This window comes from Asticcacaulis sp. W401b (genome assembly GCF_046503825.1).
In the GTDB taxonomy this organism is placed as follows: domain Bacteria; phylum Pseudomonadota; class Alphaproteobacteria; order Caulobacterales; family Caulobacteraceae; genus Asticcacaulis.
Genome location: NZ_JBKFEE010000006.1, coordinates 58302 through 84576, shown reverse-complemented (window position 1 = coordinate 84576; position 26275 = coordinate 58302). Strand labels below are relative to the sequence as shown.

Below are 26275 nucleotides of genomic sequence, written 5' to 3'. Positions count from 1 at the left end.
TCTCACACATCGAAATAGGAAGGCAGTCGGATGTGACAGCGCGCGACCTCCACGAAATCGGGGTCTTTGCGTGCCGCCCAGACGGCCAGTGCGTGGCCGATCAGGCCCAGAACCAGGCCTGCGACCCACAGGCGCAAACCCAATCCCAAGGCGGCCGCCACTGTGCCGTTGACGATGGCCAGCGCCCGCGGGGCGCCGGCCATCAGGATGGGCTCGATCAGAGCCCTGTAGACCGGTGCCGCGTAGGCGGGGGGGACGCCGTTGTCTGCGGAACCGATCGACATCAGATCAGCGCCCCGCCGCCGAAGGAGAAGAAGGTCAGGAAGAAGGAGGAGGCAGCGAAGGCGATAGAGAGTCCGAAGACGATCTGTATCAGGCGTCGGAATCCGCCGCTGCTTTCGCCGAAGGCCAGCGTCAGCCCCGTAACGATGATAATGATGACCGAGACGATCTTGGCCACGGGCCCTTCGATGGATTGCAGGATGTTTTGCAGAGGCGTCTCCCACGGCATACCGGAACCGGCGGCGAGTGCGGGGGCGGCGAAGACCGCTGAGATGGCCAGCGTCGTGGCCGCGACCGTTACGAGGTTAGAACATGAACGCATGACGTATCCTTTCAGTGGGGTGAGGGAGGGGGAAAAGCTGATACTCGCCGCCGGGTCCAAGCCCACGGACTTCGACAAGCTCTGAGAGGCGGCGTTCAAGGCCCCGGCCTTCGAGAACCGCGATGAGGTTGATGGTCTCGGCGATCAGATGTCGGGGAACGGTGACCGTGGCTTCCTGGATCAGTTGCTCCAGACGCAGCAACGCACCCAGAGCCGAACCGGCATGCAAGGTGCCGACGCCCCCGGGATGCCCAGTGCCCCAGGCTTTGAGAAGATCAAGGGCTTCTGCGCCGCGGACCTCGCCGATGAGAATGCGGTCTGGACGAAGCCGCAAAGAGGAGCGGACGAGATCAGCGAGACCCGCTGTGCCCTCACGGGTTCGCAGGGCAACACAGTTGGGCGCGGCGCATTGAAGTTCACGGGTATCCTCAATCAGGATGACGCGATCAGATTGAGTAGCCACCTCTGCCAAAAGGGCATTGGTCAACGTCGTCTTGCCCGAAGAGGTGGGGCCCACCACGAGGATGTTCCGACGCGCCTGAATGGCGCAGCGCAAGAGGTCAGCCTGTGCCTCTGTCAGAATGCCTTTTTGGACATAGTCTCTAAGCGTGAAGACAACGCCTGCGGGTTTGCGAATGGCAAAGGTGGGGCCAGACACCAGTGGTGGCAGGAGGCCTTCAAAACGAGCACCACTCTCGGGCAGTTCGGCGGATAAGCGCGGTGACGCCTTATGGACTTCGACACCCACATGGTCGGCGACAAGCCGGATAATGCGTTCACCCACTGAAACACCGAGACTGCAGCCCGTATCGACAAGACCGCTTCCTAACCGGTCGACCCAAAGCTTGCCATCCGGGTTCAGCATCACCTCGACCGTTTCCGGGTCTTCCATGAAGGCGGTGATGTCAGACCCAAGCGCGGTGCGCAGCATGAGGGCGCTGCGCGACAGTGCCAAAGGCATGCTGTTTTGTCCGTCTGCCATGTTCGTCTCCGGGGCCATAGGCGGCGTGTGGAGAGCTCAGTGACAGCGACAAACGGAGGAACGGCAACTGGGAAATGCGGGGCGTAGGGGCCTGGCGAAGTTTTAGATTCGTGCGGCGGTAAATAATCTGAAGGCTGATGATTGGTGCGTCTTTAGGGTTAGCGGAGATTGTCCTGGCCGGTCCTGATTTGTCGTGTAGAGGCCTTGCAGTCGGCGCGGGCACGGCCCTTTTCACGAAAATGGATATCGATAGACGGAACGTGCGGGCGATATGGGTCGTAAACGGGACTATCGTAAACAGCAGGACAACAGTAGGTGTGCAGAGGATGCCGCCACCCAGCCGCAAGCTGTGTTTGCGCTCCGTCACCTCTCGGCATGTGATAGACGCGGCGTTGGCAGTTCCTTGGTGCCGGGCCAAGAGGCGAACCCCAGTTTCTGCGACCCTCGTACGTTTTTAGCGAAAGCAGGTTGTCACGAGCCCTTCGCCCCTAGCAAACCGCCTCACCGCGTCATCTACCGCACACTCCGAAACCGAGGGTCGTATGCCGCGGCAACGCCGTATTCAGCGCTTTTCATGTCACGGTTAGGGGGCGCTTTCTCAAACATAAGCCAGTGTGCGGTAGAAATTGATGTAGAGATTAAAACAAAAATGTTTTAATCGTTTCTCCATGAGATATCTCGCCCTTATCCTCTCCTTGCCAACTGAGAACGCCACCCTGAGAATGCGATTGTGGCGGACATTGAAAGGGGTAGGGGCAGCCGCTCTTCGCGATGGCGTCTATCTGCTCCCGGATATGCCCGAATGCCGCTCTGTGTTTGACGGCATGGCCGATGAAGTGAATGCGTCGAACGGCACGGCCTATGTTCTGACCGTAGAGGCATCGGACGATGCGTTTGTCACCATGTTTGACCGGCGTGAAGCCTATGAGACTCTGGTTTTCGATATCAACGAAACTCTAGTTGGTCTGACACCTGACTCCGCAGGGGAGGTTCTTAAGGCGGCACGCAAACTCCGGAAAAGCTTAAGCGGTATCGTCGCCATCGATTATTTTCCCGCTAAGGCGCGCGATCAGGCGCACGCCGCCATTCAAGCGCTCGAACTGCAAGTGGCGCGCGCCCTGTCGCCCGATGAACCCCATTCGGTTGACCATACCATCATAGCGCTTCGCCGTGAGGACTACAGGGGCCGGGGCTGGGCCACACGCAGCAGGCCCTGGGTTGATCGACTGGCCAGCGCCTGGCTTATTCGCCGGTTCATTGATGAAAGCGCCCAGGTGCTGTGGCTAACGGCGCCGGCCGAATGCCCTGACGAGGCGCTGGGCTTTGACTTCGACGGGGCGACCTTTACGCACGTGGGGGCGCGAGTGACCTTTGAAGTCCTGGTGGAAAGCTTTGGTCTCAATGAGGAAGCCTTGCGCCGCATCGGCGGCATTGTGCGCTTCCTTGATGTCGGAGGACTGCAACCGCCCGAAGCCACTGGGGTGGAAAGCGTACTCAAGGGCCTGCGCGACACTATTGACGACGACGATAAATTGCTGGCTGCGGCCAGCATGGTGTTTGACGGCCTACTGTCCTCCTTCCAAGGAGGTGATCACCATGGCTGAGCCCCTTGATGAAGCGCCGGCGCCGGTATCTTTGCGTCAGGCTACCGGCTTCTGGCTGAAACTGGGGCTGATCAGCTTTGGCGGCCCGGCGGGTCAAATTTCAATCATGCACCAGGAACTGGTTGAACGCAGACGTTGGATTTCCGAAAAGCGTTTCCTTCACGCCCTCAACTATTGCATGGTCTTGCCGGGGCCCGAAGCCCAGCAACTGGCCACCTATATCGGCTGGCTGATGCACCGGACCTGGGGAGGTCTTATCGCCGGGGGACTTTTTGTCCTGCCGTCTCTTGTGCTGCTGGTCGCGCTTTCATGGGTCTATCTGGCCTTCGGTCATGTGCCTTTGGTTGCCGGTCTTTTCTACGGGATTAAACCCGCCGTCATTGTCGTCGTTTTTCAGGCCGTGCTTCGCATCGGCGGGCGGACGCTGAAAAACCCGATCCTTTGGGGCATAGCTGTGGTGGCTTTCGTGGCCATCTTCGCGCTACATGTCCCGTTCCCGTTGATTGTTTTAGGCGCGGCCATAGCAGGCTTTATTGGTGGCAAGCTGTCGCCCGATGCGTTCACAAGCGGTGGTGGACATGGCGCAGAGGGAAAGCGCTACGGTCGCGCCCTGATTGATGACAACACGCCCACACCCCCGCATGCCTGTTTCAGGGGGAAACGAGTGCTGACGATCGCAGCGATCGGGGGGCTATTGTGGGTCGGGCCCATGGCCGCGCTGATTTACGGTCTGGGTGGATCACACCCGCTCTCACAAATGGCAGTATTTTTCTCAAAAGCGGCCTTGCTGACCTTTGGCGGGGCCTACGCGGTTCTGCCTTACGTCTATCAAGGGGCGGTGACGCAATATGGCTGGGTGACGGCGCCGCAAATGATTGATGGTCTGGGGCTTGGCGAGGCGACGCCTGGCCCTCTGATCATGGTCGTAAGCTTTGTTGGGTTCGTCGGCGGCTGGACGCAGGCCTATCTTGGTCCAGACCTTGTGTTTGCCGCCGGGGCTATTGCGGCCATTCTGGTGGCCTGGTTCACCTTCCTGCCATCGTTTCTTTTCATTTTTGTCGGCGCGCCGCTGATCGAGACCACACATAACAATCTCAAATTCACCGCCCCGCTCACCGCCATAACCGCGGCGGTCGTTGGTGTGATCCTGAATCTGGCGCTGTTCTTTGCCTATCATGTCCTGTGGCCCAATGGCTTTACAGGTATGTTCGATTGGATCTCGATGGGCATGGCCGTCCTCGCCGCTCTTGCCCTCATTCGGTTCAAAACCAACGTCGTCCTGGTGATCGGCGCTTGCGCGCTGGCAGGGCTCGTTCTGTCTGCGTTTCACCTCAGTTTATAGTTTTTCCTTGCCCCAATTCCCGGAGACTTCGCCATGACTAACCTGCCTGAAACCACGCGCCGCAGTCTCCTTGGAGGCGCAGTCACCCTTGCTGGAGGAACGGCGGCAGCCCTGGCCAGCGCCCAGACACCCGTGCCGTCCGCGGCTAAGTCAGACGCAATGCCCATTGCGCCGTCATTTCGGGCACCGGCGGCCCCCAAACTCTTGCCCTTTAATGCGGCCAAGTTGGACGGTATTTCAGAAAAGCTGATCCAGTCGCATTGGGAAAACAACTACAGTGGCGCTCTGAAGGCCCTTGGCGTCGTCAAGGCCCGCCTGAACGATATGGTGACCGCCAAGGACGTTCCGCCCTACATCTATAATGATCTGAAGCGAGAGCACCTCGTTCGGACAGGTTCGGTCGTATTGCACGAACTGTATTTCGATAATCTGGGTGCCAGCGCGCCCGGTACCGGTATTCGCTCTGCCATAGGGACGGCGTTTGGCACATTCGATATCTGGGAAACTGAATTCCGCGCGATGGGGGCAGGGCTCGGCGGCGGCTCTGGTTGGGTCATGCTGGGCCTCAACCTCCACACGGGCCAGATGGAAAATTACTGGATGGCCGACCACGCCCACGCGCCCGCAGCGACCCTACCGCTTCTGGTCATGGATATGTACGAACATGCTTATCAGATGGACTATGGGGCGGCTGCGGCCAGATATGTCGACGCCTTTTTCAAGAACATCAATTGGGAGGTTGTCTCCCAGCGTTACGCGCGCGCTTTCAACTTTGACAGACTTGCAACTCCGTAACAGTGTAAGTGTGCGTGTGCCGCATTTGGTCTGGGCCGGCACAAGTGTATTCTCATTCAAACGCGGCATCACTTGTTGGCGTTGTGCAGCAAGCCAGTTCAAATCCAGCGGGCGTTTTGAATTCCGTGTCGATTAGACGGCTTATCGATCCTGACGTGACCTTGACCTGACAACGTCCGCAACTACCTGTTCGGCAGTCGGCATCAATGATCACGCCGGCGTCTTCTAACGCGTCGAGGAGCGTTCGATGCCCGTTGAATTCGACTGCCTGACCACGAAAATTGATATTGTAGCGCCCGCTGCCGCCCGTGGATCCAAGACCAAAATGCTCGTAGTGGATGTTCTCGCGCTGGACGCCGAGATTAAGTAGTCCTGCGGCGAAACTCTCCATCATAGAGGCACTTGCACACATATATATAGCCGCTTTGGCGAGTTCGGGTTCATCTGAAAGGATATTGCCCACAGTCAGGCGGGATGGGGAATGGGGGTGTGCGGAGGCTAAAAAATTCAGTCTGATTTTCGGGTTATCTTTAGCGATCGCTTCAAGGCTTTGCCGATAGACCCATTCGAAGGGACGCCTGACCTGCCAGTAAAAATGCACTCGGTCAGGTAATAATCGCCTCACGCTTGCGGATTGCAGCATGGCAAGAAGAGGCGTAATTCCCACTCCGGCGGCGATAAAAACGAGGGGCGAATCTTTGCGATGCGCGTGTAGGACAAACTGTCCAGTTGGGCGTCGAACGGTAAGGCGCGTCCCCTTAAGTGCGGTCTCTTTTAGCGCGTTGGAAACCTTGCCGTTCGGCTCAGGCTTTATTGTTATCTCATAGACCAGGGGAAAAGGTTTCCAATTGGCCAGAGAATAGCGGCGCGCCATACGCGAGCCTGGCGGTGCAACCGATATGGCCTGTCCGGCCTCGAAACCCGGTAACGGACGCCAAATGCGCCAGACAGGATTTCTCAGCTGAAGGGTAAACCATCCATTTTCATGGTCTTTTCGCCCACAAATAACCATCAACATCGGTCTGTCTGGTATATGTAGCGCACCAATCAACAGCAATAAAATGCATGCGGCGCAAATACCAATCGACGCCACCAAAAGGGAAAACAGAAGTAAGGTCATGCCCCGCCAAGCTTAGGTGGCTTTGCGCCGGTTTCTCATCCACATAACGAGGCCCGTAACGCCGAGAGCCACTGTTGCAAAGCCCAGAAGGTCGATCCAAACCCATTCATAAGCTTTCCCGAAGAACAGCTTACCTGTATGAATATCCATAATCAGCTTATCGAGGGTCATTGGCTGTTGCGTCCTTTTGAGCACCTCGGGAGAGAAGGTTACTTTCTCGGCAGACCACGACTGAAGATCGAGGCTCGTTACAAGTCCTGACTTTTTACAACTTGCCGCCCAAAGAGCCGCTGAGCGATTGATGTCCCAGCAATCATCTTTGAAAACGAGCTGGCTCTTATCGGCCTTCAGTTGCCAGATACCCTTCTTGCCGGCAAACAGCGTCTCGCCGTTCTCGGCACTGATGGCGCGAATGTCATCCTTGGGTCCCCCTTTAAGAGGTTCGGCCCGCCCATCGGTGAGAACGAACGCACCGTATTTTGTGCCAACCACGGTAAGGCCACCCAATTGGGCGCTGGTCTTGATATCGAGCGGTTCAATTTGCCCTGTGAACCCGTTCAACTCGACCTTTTTCGTGCCTAATACATCCGAATGCGCGATGAAGAATGTCGTCAAGCCTACGAGGATCAGCGGGATACCAAGACCCACGCTGATCCAGTTGTGAAGGGTTCTGTTCTTTGAAGCCATTTTAGAAAATTTTCTCGACGGTGAGCATGATCATTGGAACCGAGGTTTCGACCTTATCTTCGATCGTGTTGATCGACCCATCGGATTTGTACTTCGCGTTATACTCCGCCTTCTCGATAGACAAAATGTTTTTAGCAATCAATCGCAACTCTGTACGGCGTGCCACGGTATGCGAAATATAGAAATCAACCATAGTCGCTTCATTCCGCGTTTTCACCTCAAGTACACCGTCATCGTTAAGAGACCGGGTGGTGTACTCAGGTGTGTAATTGACCTGAAGTCCAGCTGACATCCTGATCGGTCGATTGACCCAATCAAGCCCCAGATTCGTTATACGGGGAGGCATGTCTTTCACATCGTTTACACTTTTCGCATTTGTGTTTGAGACTTCCCCCCGCATTTCGGAGTGGTTTCCCGTGAGAGACAGTTTGTTTTTCCCCTCCCGAAGTACGGGGACGTTCCAGTCAAGCTCGGCCCCCCAGAAGGTTGCGGTTCCGACATTGAATGGCCGCTGCACGTACCTGGCGCCTTCCAGGTGGGAGACCTTCTCAACGAAGTCTTCCACCTCCCGGTGATAGAGATTGAGCCCAAAATACCCGCGATCATTTTTCAGAAATTTATCGAGGCCAAACTCCAGGCCCGTCGAAACTTCGGGCCTTAAGTCAGCATTGCCCGCCTTGTCCGGGTTGTTTATTGTTCCCGCGCCGTTACCGGTTGCCAGCACAATCAGCGGATTGACATTGTCAAACTTGGGTAACTTCTGGGTACGCGCGGCACTTGAACGCAGCACGAGGTCAGGCGAGATTTGCCATTTGTAATGTACGGACGGATTGAACGCGTCAAAGCTTCCTGTTGAGCGCAGCCCGTTTCGATCCGTGGCTATCCGATCGGCGGCTTCATAACGAATCCCTGCAGTCAGCCAGTGTGTTTTGGCGAAATGCCACTCATCCTGAAGATAAGCGGCCTTCCGCTTCTCGGTTATTTGATAGAGGTCATTTTGCCCCGGAGACTTTTGAACCAAGGCGGCCGCCAGACTGGCAGCCTCATACGTGGTTTTGCGCTTTTGATAGTCGCCCGACCGCAGTTCTGTGCCAGCCTTTATAACGTGTGTCTCGCCAAGTTTTCGGGTTAGGCGGACACTGCCATAGCCCTGCGTCTCTTCTATTTTTTCAAACTCCTGGGAGCGCTTAGATACGACACCCGTTGCATTTTTTTCCTCAGCATACTTGTCTTTGTCGCCCAGACCAGACTGATACCCAAACGTGTAACTCAGTTCCCCCCACGACGTCTTGTCTTTGTAGTCGACTTCAAGACGGGCGATTTCGTCCGTTTTGTTCTCCAGGGCTGCCGTCGTCTTTGTCACGATGCCGTTGCTGTTATAAACGGTAGCCCTTTCATCCTTCTCCTCCGTTCCAGAGGTAATAAAAGGGGATACGGACAGGCGATCGTCGCCGGACTTCCAAGTAATTATCGGAGCGAAAAGGAGTTCTGTCTTTTGGACAGGTTTGGGCTTGTACTCTCTCTGGGTCACGACACCGGCGGCATTCAGGGTTTTTTTGTCTTCAATGACGTCCTCACCGCCAACCGTGTATGAAAAAGGCATGACCACGTCAAAGTGATCAAAAGTATGGCTCCATTGCGCGATTACATCACCAACGTCTATGTCGCCGTTGCGGCCGTAGCCCGCCCGGAGGCGCACCTGATCTGCGGCGCTTTTCTTGAGAACAATGTTGATGATTCCCCCTACGCTCTCTGAGTTGTATTCGGCTGATGGTGCCTGAATTATCTCGATCCGTTCGATCATGTCCGCGGGCAGGCGGTCCACCTGCATCTGGCGTTCCTGATTGGTTGCAGGAACAGGTTGGCCATTGATCAGGTATTGCGTGTAGCCTTTGTCAAGCCCTCTCAACCGGGCATCTTTTGCGACGCCAGCCGGTCCTGTGAAACTAACACCCGGTAACCGCTTCAGAACGTCGCCGACGGTAGCGTCACCATAGCGCTCGATCTCGGCTTCGGAGTAGACCTTCTTGGCTATTGTGGAGTCCTTGCGCGCTTCAATATTCTGACGTTTTCCAGAGACCACGACTTCGGTTGGCTCTTCGTCGGCGAAAGCGACGAACGGCGAGAGACACGTCGTGCAGACAACAGCTGTTGAACGAAGGATGGCTGATCGGATTCGGCTGGGACGTGACATGAATTAACTTTCAGGGAAGCGCTTATGCGAATTATTCGCAGCCCTTAACCGCGTGTGTTCATGTGCGCAATGCGACAATTTGCAAACGATTTGCATTTTTATATAGTGTTGCGAATTAAGCACGCCGGGCAACGGTCCGTCGGGGTCTGTAAAAAAAACATGAAATATGGGACGCTTATCAGACTCAGTAAGACCGGGTGACGTTGACGTCCGGTATTCACGGCGGCAAGGTCAAGATGCGGTACATCCATGCCAAGTCACTGGAAATCAGCGGCTTTCCGATAGTGGGGCCACGGACCCTGTTCTCTCCCAAGGCAAAAGAAGACTTCGGCGGAGCCGACGGTGTGATCGGTATGGGGGCCAAAGGACGGTTCAACAACGTCTTCCACCGCCGGTCAGTTCTACGTCCGACCAAACGCCTATTTCAACGATGTCGGCCCTATGTTCCGAAAGCATGCGCCTTGAAACGCGTGCACTTCAGCACAGAATGAAATGAGACGGTCGTTTGGCCGTAAGGACATTGGGGAGCTACCTTAGCAGGCATCGAATTAGCGTCATCGATCATGAGGGAGCCTTTGCGGCTCTGTAGGCGCGGAGCCGTCGTGATAGAGCGGAATGGTCTCAGCGGAGCATGCCGCGCATGTGTTTACGAAGGAGAGATCCTTGAGCCGACATAGTGCGAACGGACAAGCCGCAGCTGAATGGAGGCAGCAAGGTCCTGTTCGAGCAGGCCCTGAGCCAGGTGCTTAGCTCCTTCCATGGCGCAACAGATTGTCGATGTGATAAATAGGGGAGCCACTCCATGTCTACTAATGGTGATCGCCCTAGAACAGCGCTCCCAGCACGCTAATCGCAGGCTAGCCATGCTGAAACTGGCCGTGCTGCGGGAGGAGCGCCGCGTTGCGGCCAGTAATGATGCACGCCATGCCCAGCGCTGGGCGCATCGGAGCCTGGAACGCGGTGACCCAGTGCGCATCTATGCCGGGCCGTCGTTCAAGCCTAGGTGAGGTACGATCGCGGGGCCGGCGACCGGCTACGCGTCAATCGTCGTTATGCGTTTTTCGCCTTGCCCGCATTTCGGCGACGGTCGCCTCACGCCACAGCGTTAGGCTTTTGAGTGCGGCTTTCTCCGCGTTCATGGCGGGGCGGTCTTTAAGGCCGTCGAACTTGCATACCGCCTCTACGACTGCGGCGCCGGCGGTGCTGGCGGGGTAAGGCTGGAAGGTCGTCCGCTTCTTGTCCTCAGCGATGACGTCGCCCGTCAGCTTGTGGAATGTCCTGTTGATCGTAGCGGCGGAAACGTCGCTGCAATTGTATTCCTTGACCTGCTTTGAGTATGTGCCTGGAGCGAGGCCGGGCTTATAGACCACCAGTTCCAACGCGCGGAACTGTCCATCGGCGACGGCCTTTACCGAATTGCGTTCGATCCAGTACGAGGTCGCATAGCCGTCGGACGCGGCGACAAAAATATAGTCCTCAGGCGCAGGGACCGCCAGTGCCGGGGCGGCCTGGAGGCTGACGGCCAAGAGGCCTGCGACGAACCAATTCGATGCGCGCATGGCGTTATCGCGAACCATATTCATCTGACATTTTCCATTTGAACGCCCTGCAGGCGGCCGACCGATGGCACGATAGTCGTTAGCCGTGCTGGTGTGAAGCTGGTATGATGGTGCGGTGGCCTTCGTCACCCTTTTTCCAAGGCGCCGAATGTGCGTTTCGCCTCGAACGTAGCCGCTCGATGTCGTTTGGGGAGGGTTTGAAGGCACCTGTCCTGCCAGCTGGTCGTGGAAGTGCGGGGCTGGCTTTGCCACTGCCATGTGGCTGGTTCCCACCTTCGCAGTTCGTCGATCAGGTCGGGGGTCTCGTTGAACAGTTGACGCGGGGCGCTTGAGCAAGTGGGCAATGCGCTCCTAGCCCATCCTATTCACGGCGGGGGCAAAAAAGTGCAGCGGGTGTAGCGTAAAGCGTTGTTTTGGAATAGATTCTGGTTACCACACCTGACCTAAACCCAAGACACGCGGAGCCACACCCGCCATGGACCAGGATACCGATCTTCCATTCGATTTGCCAAGCGTTTCCCGCAAGAAAATCACGGCTGCCTTTGATGGCGGACGTATCAGTTCAGACGGCGGTGTTATGCTGTTATCTGCCGCGGAACGCCGGATCGGGATCATTGATCGGCTTTGGCGGCTGATACCCGATCAGCGCAATCCATTCCTGGTGACCCATTCCCTTGCCTCGATCCTGAAGGCGCGGGTCTTCGCCATCGCCTGCGGCTACGAAGATGGCAACGATCTGGCTTTCCTGCGCACCGATCCGGCCTTCAAGCTGGCATGCGGGCGACTGCCTGAAGGCGGCAAGGACCTGTGCTCACAACCGACCTTGTCGCGCCTTGAGAATGCGCCGGACCTGCGTAGCGCGATCAAGCTGACCTACGGTCTTATCGACCAGTACTGCGCCAGTTTCGGTTCGGCCATTCCCGCCGCTGTCACTCTCGATATCGACGACACGGTCGACGTGGTTCACGGACGCCAGCAACTCTCGCTCTTCAATGCCCATGAAGGGGAATATGTCTTTAAGCCCATCCACGTCTACGATGTGAGCACAGGCCGACCGGTCGTCGTCATCCTGCGACCCGGCAAAACACCGTCAGGCAAGGAGGTGCGTGGCTGGGTCCGCAGGATGGTGCGCCAGATCCGCAAACACTGGCCCACAACCCACATTACCCTGCGCGGTGACGGCCACTATGCCCGACCCGAAGTCATGGCCTGGGCTGAGCGCAAGGGCGTTGACTATATCTTCGGACTGCCAGGCTCAAAGCCTTTGCATGCCAGGGTTGAGACGTTTGCCGATCATATCCGTGTCGTTCGGGCCGAACAGGACGCCGCGGCCGTGCGCGGTTACACCGAAGTCCGTCATGGAGCCAAATCCTGGGGGTGTGAGCGTCGTGTCATTGCCCGCATTGAAGCCACGCCGCTCGGCCTCGACAATCGCTTCGTTGTGACATCCCTGACCGATCCCGATCCGGAAACCCTCTACGCCAAACTCTATTGTTCCCGAGGCAATGCTGAAAATCTGATCAAGCTCCATAAGACCCAGCTCAAAAGCGATCGAACCTCTTGCCGCTGTCCTCTGGCCAACCAGATGCGCCTGATCCTTCACACGGCTGCCTACTGGCTGATGCTGGCTGTCCGGGATCAGATCCCCAGGGCCCATAAGCTGGCGACCGCTGAGTTCAATACCATCCGCTTGCGCCTTCTGAAGATCGGGGCACGGATCAAAGAGACCGCACATCGCGTAAGGATTGCCTTCGCCGCGGCTTGCCCGGAGGCCTCTCTCTTCCGTCAATTAATGGCCGGCCTCAAACCCGCCCCCACATGAACGACGGGGCTATGCCCCCGAAACCGCCGCCATCACCATCAACCCCATCGGAGAAAAATCAAACCTAGCGCGTGGCGGAAAACACGACGCGAACAATCGCGTCAATGAAACCGCCGACCTGAACGGAAGGAAGAACGCCGTTACGATGAATGAACCGGGCTAGAGGACAGTGTTGGCCTTCAGGCGGGTCATGTACTCGTAGCCTTTGGCTTCGAGGGAATCGTCTAGGTCGGGCAAGGCAAAGGCCGCATCGCCCCGAAAGAAGCGCCGGCTGGCCATGTCCCTGTAGCGTTCAACAACAGGCTCGAGGACAGAACGCCAGCCATCCGCGCTATGGACGTTACCTGCACGAAGACTTGCGCGTTCAAGGTGCCGAACTGATTGAACACGAAAAGCGGGTGATAGCAGGCGCACCCAAAGTGACCATCGTAGGCCGTGCCCCCCTGATCACCATGGGTTGGGCTGATGCTTAAGTCCATATCCAGAACCAGAACCTCGACGTGGCGACGATCGATAACCCGGTCGATCCACTTTCCTGACAGGTCGGTCTATGTTCTGAGGTTGTCAGGACTCGTCAAAACCTGCGTTTCAAAGCGCCCCATCTGGCTCGTTGATGCTGCCGTTGCACTCGTGGCCCTGCCGCCGACAACCCAGCACATGGCCGCGTCATGAGCGAGCCGATCGGCGTCATTAACGTCTTCGTGGCCGACGGTAGGCCCAAACTCGGATTGCCGGAATTGGGCCTCCAAGGCATGGCGGCTGTTCTTGCCGGAACGGTTATTGGCGAGCACCTGACACGCAAGCTCGTTCAAACCGAGCGCATCGTCGAGTTCGCGAAAGACCAGCAGCCCGGCATCCGAGGTGACCCTCGAACCATAGAACTCCCGCTTCAGGCGACGGTCGAAACCCAGCCGCAAGCCGGCCACCTGACCTTCGCCCGCAGCAACGGCCATGGAATCATTCTAATATCGACCAGAAAGAAAGTCACGAGAACGACGGCCATATGAAAATGTGGGATAATAAATCCGATCGTGACGTTAGACCAATATTCCGAGCATTTTTACAGCGAACCTGACTGACCCAATGACCGCTTTCAGATGTCAGGACTTACATAAATGAGAGCTATGAGTGCGAAGGCGAAGCGCAGGTTTTCGGCCCTACGCGGTCATTAGGCAAATACCGAAGTGTCTCGTTACTGGATATCGCGAGGTCGAGCGGTTAAGCCCCTTGTTGGCCGCCAGTGGGACTACCACTCGCCAGCAACTCACGAGCTAAATGCTCCGGCAAACTCAGCGCGGTTCAGTATTGGTCGATTGGGTGAAGCGGAGTGCGCTCTATATTCTCAGCCAGCGACACTTCTTCGATCAGGACGGCATCGTTGGCATCGGAGACGACGCAGGGGACTGGGGAGGACTTAGACAGCCGTTTCTGCTTCACCAGAAGCTCCAGTGCGCGGAACCGCCGGCCGCCGGCCGGCACCTCGAACATGCCGGTCTCCCCACCGCGCTCATCCAGCACCGGACGCACATGCAGGCTCTGAATGAGGCCGCGCCGGGCGATAGACGCGGCCAGGTCTTCGATGGAAAGCCCGGACTTTACGCGCCGGACATTCGACTGGCTCAGGACCAGCTTACAGAAAGGGATGTCACGTGACGACGACAGGGTAATCTTCTGAACAGGAGCATTCATGGCTCGATTCCTCGACGGGCGGCCGGGAGCCTCTCTCTCGACCTCCAACCCGTCGCAAAGCCCCACGACGTCTCTCACTCTCGTCACGTACGAGGTATATGCCCTGCCAAGGTTCGGGAGGCCCTGGCTCCCCCGGACATACTCATGTGTTCACGGCCTCGGGGCGAGGGTTCGTGACGCATCTCAGCCATCTGGGGTGGAGCAGGCATGGGTGAGCCTGCCAGTCCATTCGCTGCTACTTGCTGACAGTTGTTTTGGTTGAAAGTGCGGCCTGAATGTCCGCTTCCAGTGCTTCCTGAAGCGCTTTGCCGGGTGGAGGCGCAAAGATTTCATGGCCTGTCACTTTGCAGAAGACGACCGCATCTTCATACTGTTTCAGAAGGAGTAGTCTTCCGTCCCGAGTGGACTTCGGAATAAAATGAAGGTGAATAAATCCGTAGTCGCGTAGCGCCTCGTCCACGTCGACGTCGATATATGTCCGGTAGAACCTATTGTCGACCTTTCTGCCGTTACCGATGGTTTGGGACAGGTTGTAGATTATCCTGGCGTAGGTTGCCTCCAGTGTGGAACCCGAATTTAACATTGCGAGTAACTGCCTAGTTATGTCTGGCAAGAAAATAACCGGGCGCACTCCGACTCTCAGGCGGGGCTCGTGCAGCAGATTTCCGGGGGACATACTATTTCTTCAGCAGTCCAACGAACTCTTCAAATGATGTGGGACCGCTAAGCACGACGGTGCCTCGAGCTTGCGTGTCGACCGGAACCTCTGACAAGGCTTGAAGTTCCGCCCGATAGGCGGGAGCATATTTGTCGAGATTGCTGAGCACGACGCTCAGGCGAGCCTGGCGTTTCTTGACCGCACTAAGTCGCACAGGCAGCTTGCCGGTGAACTTGGCGGGATTTGCCGCAAGTAACCGCTCAGACAAACGCTGTTGGCGAAATTTGATGCGAAAATTCAAGGCATTCGCGTTGTGTGTCGGAGCAAACTTATTCATCGAACGCGATCCTTTCACCGCAGATTATCAGTTTGAATGGGTTAAAAGTCAATTAGAAGGCCAGACGGGCAATTGGGCCCGGGCTATGCGGGTACTTTTCGGGGTCTGCCACGTTTCTTGGGGGGCTCGGAGGCCTGTTTTGCGCGACGTGCCGACAGGGTTGCGGAAGCCGGCTCCGGAGGCTTGATTTCGGTCGGCTTGAATCTGGGGCTATAATAGCCCTTTCTCTTCCCGGTCAGAGGCGCCGACGCGACCTTCAGCCACTTCCAGCCCTTATATTTGTCCCCAGATTGGCGAATATGTGTGTAGCGCTTCAGGCTTTGCCAGGATCTGTGCCCACTAACGGTGGCGACATGCGGGATGTTGTTCCCGAGTTCGAACAAGCGCGAAATGCCATCATGACGTAGGTCGTGGAAGTGCAGGTCTTCGATCCCAAGGAATTGACAGGCTCGGGTGAATGAAGCGCTCACGGCGTCGGTGGTGTACGGGAAGATGCGATCATCTACTCTTGGCATTGACCGGATGATTGTCATTGCCTCCGGAGGGAGGTCCACCCAGACGTGGTTGCCCGCTTTTTCCTGAGGGTTTTTCATGTCCCGGACCAGGACGCGACTGTGTGCCTCCTCAAGGTCGGACCAGGTTATGGTGACGATTTCTTCCTGACGCCGGGTTGAGAAGATTGCGAACGGCACGATCTTCGTCATCGGAAGCATTTCAACTTCCTGCTCACGCGCTTGATAGTGGCTCATGATCGTGTCGAGTTCGGCCAGGGTTGGGCGTCGGTCCCGCTCCTTGCCCTTACCCGTTAAGCCGAGCTTCTTGGCGACGAGATTGCCATCTTTCATCACCGCAGGATCAAGCGGGTATTTCCAGGCCGCCCGGGCGATGGCAAAGACAGCGCCCAGGTGCGAGAGATAATTGGCAACAGTGGCGGGGCCCCGCGTCTTTCCCAGTTCCTTGGCGAGGCTCGTTATGGTCGCGCTATCAATCGTGCTGCAGGCCATGTTGGAAATGTCGAAGTCGTTCTTCAGCGTATTCAGGACTTGCTTCTTCGTTCGCCCTATCTCCTTTTTGGACTCGTCCATGTATCGGTCGATGACGAAGCCAAGGGTGGGATCATCCCGGCGAACACGGTCAAGCGCCTGCGGATTAAGTAATGCCTCCTCCGTCTTATCGATCCAGGCGCTGGCCGCGGCCTTGCGATCGAAGGTGCGCGTTTCGCGGTAGGCGATCCTGCCATCTCGCTTTATAAGGACCTGAGCGTGATAGCCGGTCGAACCGTCCTTATGTTTTCTTGGAACGATCGTCCCCATGTCATTCCCTCGCGGTACAGCATGAGCCTAAAAAGTACAGCATTGCTGTACTTTTGGCAAGAAAATAGGCCTTAATCGCCTATAACGGGTAAAAATCAGCGTTGTGGATAAGTGAAAATATGATTGAAAAAGAACAAATAATTCAGAAAAATCGCAGTTTTCAATTCTCAGTGGCGCCGATGATGGACTGGACGGACCGGCATTGTCGGGCTTTTCACCGGACCCTGACGAAGGGGGCGCTGCTCTATACCGAAATGGTCACTTCGCGGGCGATCATCAATGGCGACCGTCAGAAGCTGCTCGGCTTTTCCGAGGTCGAGCATCCGGTGGCGCTGCAACTGGGCGGGTCTGAGCCGGATGAACTGGCGGCCTGCGCGAAGATCGCCGAAGACTGGGGCTATGACGAAGTCAACCTCAACTGCGGCTGCCCGTCCGATCGCGTGCAGTCGGGGTCGTTCGGGGCCTGTCTGATGCGCGAACCACAGCTTGTCGCTGACTGTATGCAGGCCATGGGCGAGGCGACCCGGCTACCTGTGACGATTAAGTGCCGTATCGGGGTCGATGATCAGGACGAAGAGACGGCCCTGTTTGCGCTGGTCGAAGCCTGCCGCCAGGCGGGAGTGCGTACCTTTATCGTGCATGCGCGCAAGGCGTGGCTTAAGGGCCTGTCGCCTAAGGAAAACCGTGACATCCCGCCGCTCAATTACGAACTGGTCTATGCTTTGAAGCGCGCCTATCCGGATTTGACGATCTCGATCAATGGCGGGATCGGCACGCTGGAGGCGGCCGAAGCGCATCTGAAACACGTCGATGGCGTCATGCTGGGCCGCGCCGCCTATCATGAGCCGGCCCTGCTGGGGCAGGTGGACCGGCGTATATTTGGCGGCGAGGCCGATGTCGGGCCGTTTGAGGCGCTGGAGGCCTATCGTCCCTATATGGAGGCGCAACTGGCGGCGGGTGTGCATCTGCCGGCCATTACGCGGCACATGCTGGGGCTGATGCACGGCCTGCCCGGTGCGCGGGCCTTCCGGCGTATTCTGACCGTGGAATCGATCCGTCCCGGCGCGGGTATAGAGGTGCTGGATCAGGCCATCGAGGCGGTGCGCGACGCCATGTCGGCGTCACAGGCGCGGCGTGAGGCCTATGAGGCGAGTCTTACGGACGCAGGATAAGGCTGCCCTGCGTGGCCTCAAAGCGGCTGAGGCGACCGAGATAGCTCATGCCCAGTAGAGAGGTGGACAGGCCTTCGCGGATGACCAGGGCCTCGACATCGTCCATCTGGCTCTGGCCGATCTGCACGCGGTCAATAACGACGCGGGCGGCCTGCGTATTGCCGCTGGCGGTGGTGACGTCCTGATCGTAGGTGAGGGTGTTCAGATTGATGCCCAGACGGCGGGCGTCCTGCGGCGTCAGGGCGACCACAGAGGCCCCCGTATCGACCAGAAATTTGACCGTTGTGGTGTTGACCCTTGCCTCAGCCCAGTAGTGGCCGTCGGCCGCCTTGGGGATGGCGGTGACGCCGCCGATGGTGCTGGGGGCAGAGACGCTGTGCGTCTGGGACGTTTGCACCACGGTCGCGGTTTCATCGCCTTTGGAGGTGAAGCCTTCGTGCCGTACCACCAGCAGGCCGGTGGCGACCGCACTGGTGATGGCGCATCCCAGAATAAACGCAGATCTCAGCATAACGAAACCACCACCACCGCTTTCGGGCTGCCCGTGCCGGGCCACCGGTCTTTTCCGGTTGGTCACAGTCTATGCGGATAAGGTTTTTTTATCGTGAATCGGCGAAAATGCGGTGTGTTCGGATGAAATTGAATTGGAAAATGAAATTTTGATTTCTAAAATAACGCATAAAATCAATTATTTGTGCAATTCATAATTCGATTTTTACTCCGGTTACGGAATATTTGTTGCGCGTTTTTTGAGTTTGTGGCACATTGGTATCCGACGCGACGACGGCTGAGAGAGGTGAGAGTCCCCTGAGAGTTTGCGACGCGTCTTCTTGTTCATCTTGTCATGAAAAAGGAGGCGCATTGTGATGAACGACAATGAAAAGAAACAACACGCTATGACTTCGTTCGCCCTGTTTGGCGGAGTCTTTCTGGGGCAAAAGCCCAAATCCGGGCCGGTGCAAAGCCGCCCGCAGGATTTCAGGCCGTTTGGCCGCAAGTAATACCAGCGTGACGCAAACCCAAAACGTAAAACCCTCCGCGATCACTCGCGGAGGGTTTTTTTTCAACAGCCGGGAAACGACTTAGTTCGAAGCGAGCTTCACGCCGGCCTTGGCTTCCGCAGCGGCCATGTTCGGCGACGCCTTGGTGATCTTGACCGACGGGTTCGAGCCGCCAGCGCCGAAGCGCGCGGTGCCTTCCACCCAGTACAGGCCGTCAGCGCCCAGGAAGTTGTACTTGAATTCGATGGAGTAGGTGCCGGCGCGCACGTCGCAGGCATTGACGTTGACCATCTGCTTGCCGGTGACGGGAACGACCTTCGACACAGCGGCCTTGGCCAGACCGGCGAGGGCAGAGCCGGCTTCGGCCTGCTGGGCGTCATCGCACTCGGCGGCTTGGGCGGCGCCCGTCATACCCAGAACGGCGACGGCGGCAATCATAAGGCTTTTCTTGATCATCTCTTTGTAGCTCCTTGAGTTTCTTCAGGATGACTACACTCTATCTGATAATGAATAATCTTAAGTTAAACAGGGCGTTAGGAAATTTTTACGGAGATTAACTCCGTTATTTCAAACACTTGAAATACAAGGGGGTAAATCTTAATGGCGTCCGGAGACGAGAAAAAATAAGCAAAAAAATGAAAAAAGCCGCCGGACAGATCGTGCCCGGCGGCGTTTATGTCTTAGTTCGAGGCCAGCTTGATGCCCGCCTTGGCTTCGGCGGCAGCCAGGTTCGGGCTCAGACGCTTCAGCTTCAGTTCGGTCACGGCCGAGCCATTGTACTTGGCCGTACCTTCGACCCAGTACAGGCCGCCGGCGCCGAGGAAGTTGTACTTGAATTCTGCGGTAGCGTTCTTGCCGGCGGCGTCGCAGGTGTTGATGCTCACCATCTGCTTGCCTTCGACGGCAACCGCCTTGGACACGGCGGCCGCAGTGGCGGCGGCGATCGCCTTACCGGCGGCGGCTTCCTGGGCTTCGTCACACTCGGCAAAGGCCGGAGCGGCAAGGGCGGTCAGGGCAAGAGCGGAAAAGATAACAGCTTTCACGGCGTAAAACTCTTTCTGAATCGGTACTGGGCATTCGGCCCACGGGGAGGAGGACGGGATGCGTTGTTGGGCGCGAGTTCAATATACCTATGAGTGTTTAATTGCCGGTGAATCTATTGTGCGGCGCGATGGATTTTTTCACCTCTTAAATTGGTTTTATGCGGTTGAACGCACAAAAAACCCCTCCGGAAGCTCCGGAGGGGTTTTCAATTCAAGACCTTAGCCGGTTTTAGGCGGCGGTCAGCTCGGCCAGGAAGCGGCGGATATTCTCGCTCATGGCTTCCGTGCGTTGTGTCAGCTGACTCGCGGCACCCAGCATCTCGGTCGAGGCCTTTTCCGTATCGGCGGCCGAGGCCGACAGTTGCGAGACGGAGGTGGAGGCGGTGGTGGTGCCGTCCGAGGCTTCGTTGACGTTGCGGGCGATTTCGTTGGTGGCGTCGCCTTGCTGGTGCACCGAGTCGGCGATGGACGAAGCGATTTCGTTCATGTGCTTGATGGTGGCACCGATACCGCGGATGGCCGAAACGCCGTTCTGGGCCGCCGTCTGGATGTCCTTGATGCGCTCGCGGATTTCGTCGGTAGCCTTGGCGGTTTGCTGCGCCAGCGACTTCACTTCCGAGGCCACGACCGCGAAGCCCTTACCGGCTTCACCGGCGCGTGCCGATTCGATGGTGGCGTTCAGCGCCAGCAGGTTGGTTTGCTGGGCGATGGCGTTGATGAGGTCAACCACTTCGCCGATCTGATCGGCGGCGCGGCTCAGCTCGACCATCGAGTCGTTGGTCTTGTCGGCTTCCGACACGGCTTCGGCGGCGATTTCCACCGAGCGGACGGCCTGATCACCGATGACGCCGATCGACGCCGACAGTTCGGTGGTCGCCGAAGCAACGTTTTGCACGTTGTCGGCCGAGTTGCGGATCGAGGAGACCGCCGATTGCGAGCGGCGCTCGTTTTCCTGCGCGATGGTGAGCAGGGTGCGGCCGTTGGCGTCGAGGTCCGAGGCGGCGGCCGACAGGGCGTCCAGCATGTCCTGAGCTTCGTGGCGGAAGCGTTCGGCCAGTTCCGACATCTGACGGGCGCGTTCTTCGCGGGTTTTCATTGTGGCGGCTTCGATTTCGGCGAGGCGCAGCTTTTCTTCAGCATTGGCCTTGAAGACATTGAGGCTATCGACGACCGACTTCAGTTCATCGCCACGCGCCAGCGATTGAATGTCCACATTCAGATTGCCGCGCGCCAGTTCCTCAGTGGTCTTGGCGATGCGGTTGATGCCGGTCACCGTAGCGCGCGAGAAGACGAAGGCGATACCGCAGGACAGGACGGCCATGATGGCGGCGAAGACGGTCAGCATGGAGATGCCGGCGGTCTGGGCCGTGCGGGCGGCTTCGGCGTCCGCCTTGGCCTGAGCGACCTGACCGGCGATGATCTTGTCCGAGATTTGCGACATCTTGGCGTAGCCTTCGTCGAACTGCGACATCAGCGGCGCGACGGAGGGGAAATCGACGGTCATGACCGAGCCGGCGAACTCGACGGCTTCCTTATAGGTCTTGACCTCCTTGCCGAGGTCTTCGAGGTCTTTCTTCTTGGTGGCGTCTGTGGTGGCACCGGCCATCGCCTTGATGCTGGTTTCGATCTTGCCGAGATCCTGCACGACCAGGGCGACCTTCTGATCGGCATTGGTGCCGGCACCCGACGCCTGATCGGTCATGGCGCGGAACAGCTGGCCATTGGCTTCCTTGATGGCCGACTTGATGTCGCCCATGGCCTGAACGGCCGGGAGGCTCTGGGTATTGATGTTTTCAATAGCCTTGCCCTGCGTGTTCATTACGGTCACGGCCCCGAAGGCCAGCGCGACGATCAGCGCGGTGGCAACGGCGGCCGGAGTCATGAACTTCAGCGTGAAGGACAGGTTGGAGATGCTCAGCTTGCCGCCGGCAGATTTCGACTTAGTCATTATGGCCCCTGACAATCTAGTGTCTGCTTTTCCGGTACGGCGTTTGCGGGGCCGCCCGGAGAAATGGTTTTCTGGGGTCTTGGTGCGTGATCCAACTACAGGCACGACTCATCACGCGTCCGCAAACCCCGGATTGTCAGGCAGGGTGTCAGAACATAGTTGTTGAAACCCTAACATCCGTCATTTTTTTTGTCTTATAATAAAACGCGGGTAACCTTAATGAAAACAGCGCCTAAGAGTGAACCCAGGCGCTATGGTGTGGTTTTTTCGTTTAGAAAATCGCCCGGTTACGGCTTGGTCTGCGTTGCCGTTTTCGCGGCTTGCGTGAGCGCCTGAGCATCCTCGCCCTTGACTTGTGATGACAGGGCGATGGCCTTTACAGCGCTATCCTTGCTGGTGTCCCGCAGATGGCTGAGGGCGTCAGAGGCCTTGGTATCCACCGGGGCCGCAGGCAGGGCAGGGGTTTCCGTCGTCTCTTTCGCCTGTTCCAGAGTCGGGGCCGCCGAGGGGCGGACCTGATCGGCGGCGGCCAGCATCTGCGCGCCACGGCTGGAAAACTGATAGAAGGCGTGGTTGCCGATGGTGGCGGTGCGCTGCATGCGTACCGACCAGTCGGGCGAGATACCCAGTACGTGGAAATGGGTCGAAGCGCCGACCGACTTCATCACATAACCGTCCAGCGCGTCTTCGGCGACGGTGCGGGCGCGCTTCCACGCCCAGCTTTCGACGCGGTTGGACATGATGCCGTTGCAGGTGAAGCTGAACTGACAACCGGTGCGCTTCACCGCGCCCTGATAGACCACATTACAGATGGTCTTGGGGTAGGCGGGGTGACGCACGCGGTTCAGGATCACCTGAGCCACGGCGCGCTGACCGGAATCGGTTTCGCCGCGCGCTTCGTAATAGACGGCCTGAGTCAGGCAATCGAGATCGGAGGCGGAGCGGTTCTTCAGATCAAAGGGCGACGCCGGAGCCGTGCGCGACGGTGCGCGCATCAGGCCCAGATCAAGGCTGGCCTTCAGCACCGGGGCGGAGGCGGCTTCGGCCTTGTGCGCGCGGGCCGGGCCAACCAGAGACGCAAACAGGTCGGTACGCTGGCGGTCCTGACGCAGGCGCATCGTGGCCACAGGCGAGGTATAGGATTCGTGACGCATGACCAGCGCGATGGCGCGGCGGTCCAGATCGTCCTGAAGCGCGGCGATATGCTTTTCGCCGTTCATCTGACGCAGACGGTCCGCGCCATAGGAATGATCGTTCAGGCTCATCAGGCTTTCGGCCTGTTCGCGGATTTGCGCGTCGCGCGTCAGCTTGCCGCCTAACCAGGCAGAGCCGAACGCGGCGGTCAGCATGAGGCTGGAGCCGCCGGCGGCGGTCAACAGGCGCATCTGACGGCGCGTAAGAGACAGGTTCAGACCCAAAGGTGTCTTGTCCTCAGTAACGAGAGCGCACCGCGCTCCCTGACAGAGGGCAACCCCACCATACATTCTTCTGAATGCATCAGGCCGTTTCACAACACGGAAACACAGCCTTCCGGGGGCGCCGGAGCCGACGACGCACATAACTGTGCCTATCGACAGCCCGTCTTATAGCCAGAAATATGGCAAAAATGTGTTAAAGTGCCAATCGCGTAAAAGGAGCATCAGTTCAGAGGGGGTGAGAGTGAGAAAATTTCTCATATAATGCCTATTTTTTATCAAGATGTGCGCTGCAATGACTTTTTATTTTATGAAGTATTGAAGAGATAAGCTTATCCGCTTTTTTCTTGCGATATTCATGGAGGGGGCTTTCGGTTTTGCGATCATTACAATTCAACGAAGTTTACTCACGTGACGCAAAAGTGAAACTCAGGCGCCGGGTAGGTATAGAACATTGTTATTTTAAATTTGCGGTTTCAAGGCACTGGAATCCCGAATGAATCCCTCTCAGGCGAGGGAGTCACGAAAACTTGAAGCCCGCAAAACGGCCAATCTGGCCGTAGGGCGCAAAAGCCGCGGGTCGCCCCTTTTCATTTTTTTGCAGGACGCTATGTTATGTTCATGAACCGTTCTCATATCGCCCGCCTCATTTTCGAAGATCCCCGCCGTTACGCCGCTGATGTCGGCGCGCAGGACTTCCCGCCGACCCTGTGGTCGCCGCACCGCCCCGACCGGCCGCAAAAGTCGGAAGGGGGGCGGCGGTTCGTGCTGCATTCGGCCTATGAACCGGCGGGGGACCAGCCGGCGGCGATTGCCGAGCTGGTTGAAGGGGCCAATGCGGCTGAGCGCGATCAGGTGCTTCTGGGCGTCACCGGGTCGGGCAAGACCTTCACCATGGCCAAGGTGATCGAGCAGACGCAGCGTCCGGCGCTGATTCTGGCGCACAACAAGACGCTGGCCGCGCAGCTCTATAGTGAGTTCAAGGCCTTCTTCCCGGAAAACGCGGTCGAGTATTTCGTCTCCTACTACGACTACTACCAACCCGAAGCCTATGTGCCGCGTACCGACACCTATATAGAGAAGGACTCGTCGATCAACGAACAGATCGACCGCATGCGCCACGCGGCGACGCGCGCCATCCTTGAGCGCGACGACGTGATCGTGGTGGCCTCGGTGTCGTGCATCTACGGTATCGGTTCGGTCGAAACCTACACGGCCATGACCTTTGAGCTGAAGGTGGGGCAGACCATTGACGAGGCGCAGTTGCGCGCTGATCTGGTGGCGCTGCAATACAAGCGTAATGATGCGGCCTTTGAGCGCGGCACCTTCCGCCGCCGCGGCGACGTCATCGAAATCTTCCCGGCCCACTACGAAGACCGCGCCTGGCGGGTGTCCTTGTTCGGCGATGAGATCGAGGCCCTGACCGAGTTCGACCCGCTGACCGGCAAGAAGACGGCGGACCTGAAAGACCTTAAGGTCTATGCCGCCAGTCACTATGTGACGCCGCGCCCGACGCTGCGTCAGGCCATCGACCGTATCAAGGCCGAACTGAAACTGCGGCTGGATCAACTCCATGCCGAGGGCAAGCTTCTGGAGGCGCAGCGCCTTGAGCAGCGCACCACCTTTGATCTGGAGATGATGGAGGCCACCGGGGCCTGCGCGGGTATCGAAAACTATTCACGCTATCTGACCGGACGGGCGCCGGGCGAACCGCCGCCGACCTTTTTTGAATATCTGCCGGAAAACGCGCTGCTGTTCGTGGATGAAAGCCACGTCACCGTGCCGCAGATCGGCGGCATGTATCGCGGCGACTTTGCGCGTAAGTCGGTGCTGGCCGAATACGGCTTCCGCCTGCCGTCGTGCATGGATAACCGCCCGCTCAAGTTCGAGGAGTGGGAGGCGATGCGGCCGCAGACCGTCCACGTTTCGGCGACGCCCGGCAACTGGGAGATGGAGCAGACGGGTGGCGTGTTTACCGAACAGGTGATCCGCCCGACCGGCCTGATCGACCCGCCGGTCGAAATCCGCCCCGTCTCGACCGACGGCGCCAATCAGGTCGATGACGTGATTGCCGAGGTGCGCGAAGTCGCCAAAAACGGTTATCGCTCTCTGGTCACGGTGCTGACCAAGAAGATGGCGGAAAACCTGACCGAATATATGCACGAGCAGGGTATCCGCGTGCGCTACATGCACTCCGACATCGACACGCTGGAGCGTATCGAGATCATCCGCGACCTGCGGTTGGGGGCGTTTGATGTACTGGTGGGGATCAACCTGCTACGCGAAGGTCTCGACATCCCCGAATGTGGCTTTGTGGCCATACTCGATGCCGACAAGGAAGGCTTCCTGCGCTCGGAAACCTCGCTGATCCAGACCATCGGGCGGGCGGCGCGCAACGTCGAAGGCCGCGTCATTCTTTATGCCGACAAGATGACGGGCTCGATGGAACGGGCGCTGGCCGAAACCAGCCGCCGCCGTGAAAAGCAGATGGCCTACAATGCCGAACACGGCATCACGCCGGAAAGCGTCAAGCGCGGTATTTCCGATATTCTGGATAGTCCGTATGAAAAGGCCGACCGCGTTCAGGTGCCGGTGGGCGTCGCGGCCAGGGACTCCAAGCCCTTCCTCGGTTCCAATTTTCAGGCAACACTCAAGGACCTTGAGACGCGGATGCGTGAGGCGGCGGGCAATCTGGAGTTCGAAGAGGCCGCTCGCCTGCGCGATGAGATCAAGCGCCTCAAACTGCTGGATCTGGAGTTCGCCAAGGATATGATCGGGGACGGGGCGGTATAAATTTACCGTCAGAACGCTTCGCGAGCGTTTCAATCCGATACTGAGGCTTGTGCGTCACGCCCCTGTTACGAAAATGTGCCAGTTTGAAACGAAACCGGCTGGATTTTCGCGACGAAATGCCTCACTCTGTGGTCTGATAACCGGAGTCATTGCAAATGACTTCGGGTATGCCTTTCGAGACTGTCTCAAGTCTCTGA

Annotated in this window: 22 protein-coding genes and 1 pseudogene; 6 read left to right on the top strand and 17 right to left on the bottom strand. The window is 57.8% G+C overall.

Translation table 11 applies throughout. The features are described 5' to 3' along the window. Nucleotides 1–2 precede the first annotated feature (2 nt). From ACK8OE_RS13730 to trbB, 3 genes are read right to left on the bottom strand one after another with little or no spacing between them, the layout of a single operon-like run. A complete protein-coding gene (locus ACK8OE_RS13730; RefSeq protein WP_410272972.1) occupies nucleotides 3–284 on the bottom strand; it encodes a VirB3 family type IV secretion system protein in 282 nt (93 codons plus the stop codon). After that, the gene (locus ACK8OE_RS13725; protein ID WP_126424286.1) at nucleotides 284–604 is read right to left on the bottom strand and encodes a TrbC/VirB2 family protein; all 321 of its coding nucleotides are present in this window, start codon (nucleotides 602–604) and stop codon (nucleotides 284–286) included. Before ACK8OE_RS13725 ends, ACK8OE_RS13730 begins: the two co-directional genes overlap by 1 nt. Then, nucleotides 588–1535: a P-type conjugative transfer ATPase TrbB gene (gene trbB / locus ACK8OE_RS13720; protein ID WP_410273116.1), complete on the bottom strand. Its 948-nt coding sequence runs from the start codon at nucleotides 1533–1535 to the stop codon at nucleotides 588–590. The genes ACK8OE_RS13725 and trbB overlap by 17 nt, the downstream gene beginning before the upstream one ends. 719 nt (nucleotides 1536–2254) lie before the next feature. On the opposite strand from trbB, the gene ACK8OE_RS13715 reads away from it, so the two are divergent. The 3 genes from ACK8OE_RS13715 to ACK8OE_RS13705 are packed head-to-tail and all read left to right on the top strand — an operon-like array spanning nucleotide 2255 to nucleotide 5327. Beyond that, nucleotides 2255–3190 (top strand): chromate resistance protein ChrB domain-containing protein, encoded by a 936-nt coding sequence (locus ACK8OE_RS13715; protein WP_410272971.1) that lies wholly within the window; start codon nucleotides 2255–2257, stop codon nucleotides 3188–3190. Further along, a complete protein-coding gene (chrA, locus tag ACK8OE_RS13710) occupies nucleotides 3183–4532 on the top strand; it encodes a chromate efflux transporter (protein ID WP_410273115.1) in 1350 nt (449 codons plus the stop codon). The genes ACK8OE_RS13715 and chrA overlap by 8 nt, the downstream gene beginning before the upstream one ends. Before the next feature lie 33 nt (nucleotides 4533–4565). Further along, nucleotides 4566–5327 (top strand): superoxide dismutase, encoded by a 762-nt coding sequence (locus tag ACK8OE_RS13705; RefSeq protein ID WP_410272970.1) that lies wholly within the window; start codon nucleotides 4566–4568, stop codon nucleotides 5325–5327. 52 nt (nucleotides 5328–5379) lie between these two features. Here the strand turns inward: ACK8OE_RS13705 and ACK8OE_RS13700 are convergent, their stop codons facing one another. The 4 genes from ACK8OE_RS13700 to ACK8OE_RS13685 form a co-directional block, all read right to left on the bottom strand. Then, on the bottom strand, nucleotides 5380–6447 hold the full coding sequence (locus ACK8OE_RS13700; RefSeq protein ID WP_410272969.1) for a 2Fe-2S iron-sulfur cluster-binding protein: 1068 nt from the start codon (nucleotides 6445–6447) through the stop codon (nucleotides 5380–5382). A gap of 12 nt (nucleotides 6448–6459) precedes the next feature. Further along, entirely contained in the window at nucleotides 6460–7134 is a 675-nt protein-coding gene (locus tag ACK8OE_RS13695) for a PepSY domain-containing protein (RefSeq protein ID WP_410272968.1), read from the bottom strand. 1 nt (nucleotide 7135) lies between these two features. Continuing rightward, entirely contained in the window at nucleotides 7136–9328 is a 2193-nt protein-coding gene (locus ACK8OE_RS13690; RefSeq protein ID WP_410272967.1) for a TonB-dependent receptor plug domain-containing protein, read from the bottom strand. A 1040-nt stretch (nucleotides 9329–10368) separates the two neighbouring features. Next, complete coding sequence (locus ACK8OE_RS13685) at nucleotides 10369–10911, bottom strand: surface-adhesin E family protein (RefSeq protein WP_410272966.1); 543 nt, start codon at nucleotides 10909–10911, stop codon at nucleotides 10369–10371. 451 nt (nucleotides 10912–11362) lie between these two features. On the opposite strand from ACK8OE_RS13685, the gene ACK8OE_RS13680 reads away from it, so the two are divergent. Beyond that, on the top strand, nucleotides 11363–12709 hold the full coding sequence (locus ACK8OE_RS13680) for an IS1380 family transposase (RefSeq protein ID WP_410272965.1): 1347 nt from the start codon (nucleotides 11363–11365) through the stop codon (nucleotides 12707–12709). A gap of 162 nt (nucleotides 12710–12871) precedes the next feature. Here ACK8OE_RS13680 and ACK8OE_RS13675 read toward each other — a convergent pair. The 5 genes and pseudogenes from ACK8OE_RS13675 to ACK8OE_RS13655 all read right to left on the bottom strand — a co-directional run. Continuing rightward, nucleotides 12872–13662 (bottom strand): annotated as a pseudogene (locus ACK8OE_RS13675) (IS1380 family transposase); the annotation flags it as partial. 346 nt (nucleotides 13663–14008) lie between these two features. Then, nucleotides 14009–14398, bottom strand: coding sequence for a ParB/Srx family N-terminal domain-containing protein (locus ACK8OE_RS13670; protein WP_410272964.1), 390 nt, complete (start codon nucleotides 14396–14398; stop codon nucleotides 14009–14011). Between the two features lie 235 nt (nucleotides 14399–14633). Next, a complete protein-coding gene (locus ACK8OE_RS13665) occupies nucleotides 14634–15074 on the bottom strand; it encodes a hypothetical protein (protein ID WP_410272963.1) in 441 nt (146 codons plus the stop codon). Nucleotide 15075: 1 nt separating this feature from the next. After that, a complete protein-coding gene (locus ACK8OE_RS13660) occupies nucleotides 15076–15393 on the bottom strand; it encodes a hypothetical protein (RefSeq protein ID WP_410272962.1) in 318 nt (105 codons plus the stop codon). 83 nt (nucleotides 15394–15476) lie between these two features. After that, nucleotides 15477–16706: a site-specific integrase gene (locus tag ACK8OE_RS13655; protein ID WP_410272961.1), complete on the bottom strand. Its 1230-nt coding sequence runs from the start codon at nucleotides 16704–16706 to the stop codon at nucleotides 15477–15479. Between the two features lie 119 nt (nucleotides 16707–16825). Here ACK8OE_RS13655 and dusA point away from each other — a divergent pair, with 119 nt between their 5' ends. Beyond that, on the top strand, nucleotides 16826–17878 hold the full coding sequence (gene dusA / locus ACK8OE_RS13650; protein ID WP_410272960.1) for a tRNA dihydrouridine(20/20a) synthase DusA: 1053 nt from the start codon (nucleotides 16826–16828) through the stop codon (nucleotides 17876–17878). Here dusA and ACK8OE_RS13645 read toward each other — a convergent pair. The 5 genes from ACK8OE_RS13645 to ACK8OE_RS13625 form a co-directional block, all read right to left on the bottom strand. Then, nucleotides 17862–18389, bottom strand: coding sequence for a TIGR02281 family clan AA aspartic protease (locus ACK8OE_RS13645; protein ID WP_410272959.1), 528 nt, complete (start codon nucleotides 18387–18389; stop codon nucleotides 17862–17864). The two genes, dusA and ACK8OE_RS13645, sit on opposite strands and share 17 nt — an antisense overlap. A gap of 571 nt (nucleotides 18390–18960) precedes the next feature. Next, nucleotides 18961–19335, bottom strand: a complete 375-nt coding sequence (locus tag ACK8OE_RS13640) for a hypothetical protein (protein ID WP_126422747.1) — start codon at nucleotides 19333–19335, stop codon at nucleotides 18961–18963. A 224-nt stretch (nucleotides 19336–19559) separates the two neighbouring features. Then, the gene (locus tag ACK8OE_RS13635) at nucleotides 19560–19922 is read right to left on the bottom strand and encodes a hypothetical protein (RefSeq protein WP_410272958.1); all 363 of its coding nucleotides are present in this window, start codon (nucleotides 19920–19922) and stop codon (nucleotides 19560–19562) included. A gap of 229 nt (nucleotides 19923–20151) precedes the next feature. After that, nucleotides 20152–21870 carry a methyl-accepting chemotaxis protein gene (locus ACK8OE_RS13630; RefSeq protein ID WP_410272957.1) on the bottom strand — a complete coding sequence of 573 codons (1719 nt, stop codon included), beginning with the start codon at nucleotides 21868–21870 and terminating at the stop codon, nucleotides 20152–20154. Between the two features lie 287 nt (nucleotides 21871–22157). Beyond that, on the bottom strand, nucleotides 22158–23288 hold the full coding sequence (locus ACK8OE_RS13625) for a cell wall hydrolase (protein ID WP_290795541.1): 1131 nt from the start codon (nucleotides 23286–23288) through the stop codon (nucleotides 22158–22160). 618 nt (nucleotides 23289–23906) lie between these two features. Here ACK8OE_RS13625 and uvrB point away from each other — a divergent pair. Further along, nucleotides 23907–26078, top strand: coding sequence for an excinuclease ABC subunit UvrB (gene uvrB / locus ACK8OE_RS13620; protein WP_410272956.1), 2172 nt, complete (start codon nucleotides 23907–23909; stop codon nucleotides 26076–26078). Nucleotides 26079–26275: the final 197 nt, after the last annotated feature.